General features: G+C 65.1%; 2 protein-coding genes. Both read right to left on the minus strand.

What is annotated here, in order from left to right; all coding sequences use genetic code 11:
* Window positions 1-1,222: condensation domain-containing protein (locus ACIBLC_RS41845; protein ID WP_399216733.1), on the minus strand; the 1,222-nt coding region annotated here is incomplete at its 3' end.
* Window positions 1,219-3,971, minus strand: a 2,753-nt coding sequence (locus ACIBLC_RS41850) for an amino acid adenylation domain-containing protein (protein ID WP_399216734.1), incomplete at its 5' end; no start/stop codon positions are given. The genes ACIBLC_RS41850 and ACIBLC_RS41845, both read right to left, overlap by 4 nt.

Here is a 3,971-nt window from a genome sequence, read left to right on the forward strand (position 1 = left end):
CCCTAACCAACCCCGCGGGTTCTATGTATACGCCGGCCGATGGCTTTTTTGGGGGGTGGGGGGGGGCCGGGGGGGGGGTGGTGGGGGGGGGGGGCCCCCCCCCGGGGGCCCCCACTTCGAGTCCTTCAGGAAGGTCCGAGGACTCCAGTGCCTTGGGATAGTTCTGGAAAACGAAGATGGACCTGAAGAGTGGCTCGCCCTTTACCATGCCGCTCCAGCCCTGTATATCGGCCAGCGCGCTGTACTCGTACTGCCGCAGCCAGACCTGATGCTCCTGCAGGTCCCGCAGCCATTCGTCTACGCAAGCGTCCTGGCGGATGCGTACCCGTACCGGCAGCGTGTTGATGAGAAGGCCAACTATCGACTCCGCTCCGGGCAGTTCGGCTGGGCGTCCGGAGACAGTGCAGCCGTACACGATGTCGTCGCTGCCGCTGTAGCGGGACAGCAGTAGCGCCCAGGCGCCCTGCACTACCGTATTCACCGTCACCCGATGGGCCCGCGCGAACTCTTTTAGCTGTACGGACAGTTCGGTGTCGAAGTTCACGGTGATGTCGCCGTAGCCGACGTCACCGGTCGCCCGGTCCACCCCAAAGCCTGTCGGCGCCTCGAAGTTTCTCAGCGTGTCACGCCAGAACGTCTCCGCCTCCGACCGGGACTGCTTGCTCAACCACTCGATGTGCCGCGCGTAGGGAACGGGGGTCTCCAGCTGCGGTGAACCATCGGACAGCGAGGCACGGTAGTGGGCGTAGACCTCCTTCTGCACCAACTGCGCACTCCAGCCGTCCAGCAGCAAGTGGTGGAAGGACCACAGCACTACCGAGCGCTCATCGGCCAGCCGGGCCACCGTGAACCGTAGGAGGGGTGCGGCGGCCAGATCGAACCCGCGCAACCTGTCCTCGCGCAGCAGTTCCTGAAGCCTTGTCTCCTGCTCGTCCGCCAGACAGCCTCTCCAGTCCAGTTCTTCGAAGGGCACCTCGACCTGCCGTTGCACGACCTGGACTGGTTCGTCGAGTCCCTCCCACACGAAGGCGCTGCGTAACGCCGTATGGCGGTCGACTACCGCCTGCCACGCATCCCTCAGACGCGACGCGTCCAGAGGACCGACGAACTCGTCGCAGGACTGTGCGACATAGGGGTTCACGTCTGCGGACTCGTACAGGACGTGGAACAGCATCCCGGACTGCAATGATGTGAGCTTGTAGATGTTTTCGACGTTGCTCACTTCGAGAACCTTTCGAGAATTGATTCCAGAGCTGTCTGGTCAAGTCCTGCAAAGGGGAACTGATCGGCTGTGAGCGGGCCGTCATGGTGTGACGCCTGCTCGGTAGCCAACTCCGTGATGATCCGCTCCAGGGACTGGGCGAGTTGTTCGACTCTTTCCTTTTCGTGGACCTTCGGTGAGTACGCCAGTTCCACAACGAGTCGCCCGTGGTATACGCGGGCAGTGATGCTGATCGAGTGGATGACCGGGTTGCGATGGCCAAGAACTGCTGGTACCTCGTCGTCGGGGAGCGTCCCCAGGCGGGTAGGGGGTACTTCCGTCTCTCCCAGGCAAGCCAGGCTGATGACCGCCGACTGTGAGCCCGGCGACTCGCGTCCGGCGTCGACGTTAGTGACTCGGAGGAGACCTGACTCCCGTCCTCGGCTCAGCGGACTCGCGAGCGCGTCACGTACAACCGTCCGGGTGGAACCGGGGTGGTCTGTGGCCAGGGCCGCGAGATCAGCGGTGCAGACGAGGTCGAAGCAGCCAACTGTCCGTGAGAGATCCACGTCGTCAAGCGGCATGCTCCGGCCTGACACGGTCAAATCGACGCACCGCTCGCTGGCGGCCCAATCCCCGGTCACGTGGGCCAGCGCGGTGAGCACCACCTCGGTGATCCGAGCCGGAAGCCCGACCTTTGCTTCGTCGAGAAGCCTGCGGGTCTCGGCCTCGCCGAACTCCAGAGTGATGGCCGCCTCAGGGCCGTCCTCGTCCATCGCCCCGCGGCCGTGAGGCATGCTCCCCGGCGCTGGTTCAGCGGGAAGGTGGGTTCGGCTGCCGCCCTGAGTGCCGACGGAGTGCCCCAGGTCGTGTAGTCGGTCGGCCCACGCCTGGAAGGACGTGCTCTTCATCGGGAAGATGATCTCCCGGCCGCCGGCCAGGGCGTCGTACGCGGACGTGAGGTCCTCCAGAATGATCTTCCAGGAGGCCTGGTCCACGACGAGTTGGTGGGCGACCAGCAACAGGCGGTGCCCGAAATCGCTGCCCAGATCGAACAGGCCGCACCTCATCATCGGCCCGGGTTCGGTGTCCAGGCTTGCCTGGAGGTCCTGAGTAGCTTGCTCAAGGTGCGTGCGTATCGAGTCCCACGACTGGCCGGACAGGTCATGGCGGTACACCGGATGGTGCTCGGAACTGGCGGGCATGAACTGGCGCCATGCGTTGTCCGCAGCAGGCGCGAATCGGGCCCGCAGTGCGTCGTGGTGGTCGATGACCGCGGCCAGCGCCTGCTCCAGCAACTCGAGGTCGAAGGCCCACCGGGTTATAAGATATGTGGGATGCCGGTCTCTGAAAGAGGTGTGGGTAAGGACGGCCCGCTGGTAGGGCGTCAGGTGCACGTCCCCCGTCACCGGTCCCTGTTCGGCGAGTATCGGCTCCACATGTACGGCCAGTTCTGCCACGGTCGGGTACTGGAACATCATCGGAGGCGTCAGGACCAGGCCGAGGGTCCTCGTCCGGGAGATGACCTGGAGGCTAAGGATCGAGTCCCCACCCAGCTCAAAGAAGTTGTCGTGAACGCCGACCCCGTCAGCGTTGAGCACGTCGGCCCAGACGCTCGCCAGGGCCTTCTCGACAACAGTGCGCGGAGCGACGTATTGCTGTTCCAGCAGCGGGCGCAGGTCCGTGGGCTCCGGGAGTGCCTTGCGGTCGACCTTCCCGTTGGGCATCAGCGGCAGCTGCTCCAGGTGGACGAAGGCACTGGGCAGCATGTAGTCGGGGAGGGTCCGGGCACACCATGTGCGCAACTCGGTCACAGTGGGCTCCGATCTGCCCGCTGTCGGCACGCAGTACGCGACGAGCCGCTTGTGCCCCTTCTCGGTGTCACGTGCTAGGACCAAGGCCGACTCGACACCATTGTGGGTCAGGAGAGTTGCCTCGATCTCGCCGAGCTCGATGCGGTGCCCTCTGACCTTGACCTGATGGTCCATCCGTCCTAGGAATTCGAGACTCCCGTCGGCACTCCACCGGACCAGGTCTCCCGTGCAGTACACGCGTGCCTGCTGGTCAGGGGAGAACGGGTGCGGGACGAACCGTTCGGCCGTCAGCTCGGGGCGGTTGAGATAGCCACGCGCGACGCCTGCGCCGCCGATCCAGAGTTCACCGGCCACGCCCACCGGGACCGGGCTGCCGAACCGGTCCATTACGTAGACCTCGGTGTTGGCCAGGGGACCGCCGATCGACACGGATTCCGCTTGCGGGTCAACATCGGCGCTCAGCGACCAGATGGTCGTCTCAGTCGGGCCGTAGAGGTTCGTCACGCGCGCGGCTCGGTGCGTCAGCTTCCGAGCGAGGTCGGGCGGCAGCGCTTCGCCGCCGACCAGGACATGGACGCCAGCGAGTTCCACGGTCTCCGCGTCGGCCAGCATTCGCCACACGGATGGTGTGGCCTGCACGATGGTGGCGCTGTGCCGGGCCATCAGTGTGCCGAGGTCGGCGGGGGACCGTGTCTGGTGTCTGTTCGCGACAATCACCCGGGCGCCCGATATGAGTGGCAGAAAGATCTCCAGGTTCGCGATGTCGAACATGATCGTGGTGACGGACACCAACCGGTCGTCCGATGTCAGCGGCGCCTCCTGCCTCATACCGAGAAGGAGGTTCGTGAAAGCCCTGCGGGGGATGGCGACGCCTTTGGGGGTGCCAGTGGAACCGGATGTGTAGATGACGTACGCCAGGTCGTCCCCGCTCACCCCCGACTCCGGATCCGTGACCG

This window comes from Streptomyces sp. NPDC050535 (assembly GCF_044457665.1).
Lineage (GTDB): Bacteria > Actinomycetota > Actinomycetes > Streptomycetales > Streptomycetaceae > Streptomyces.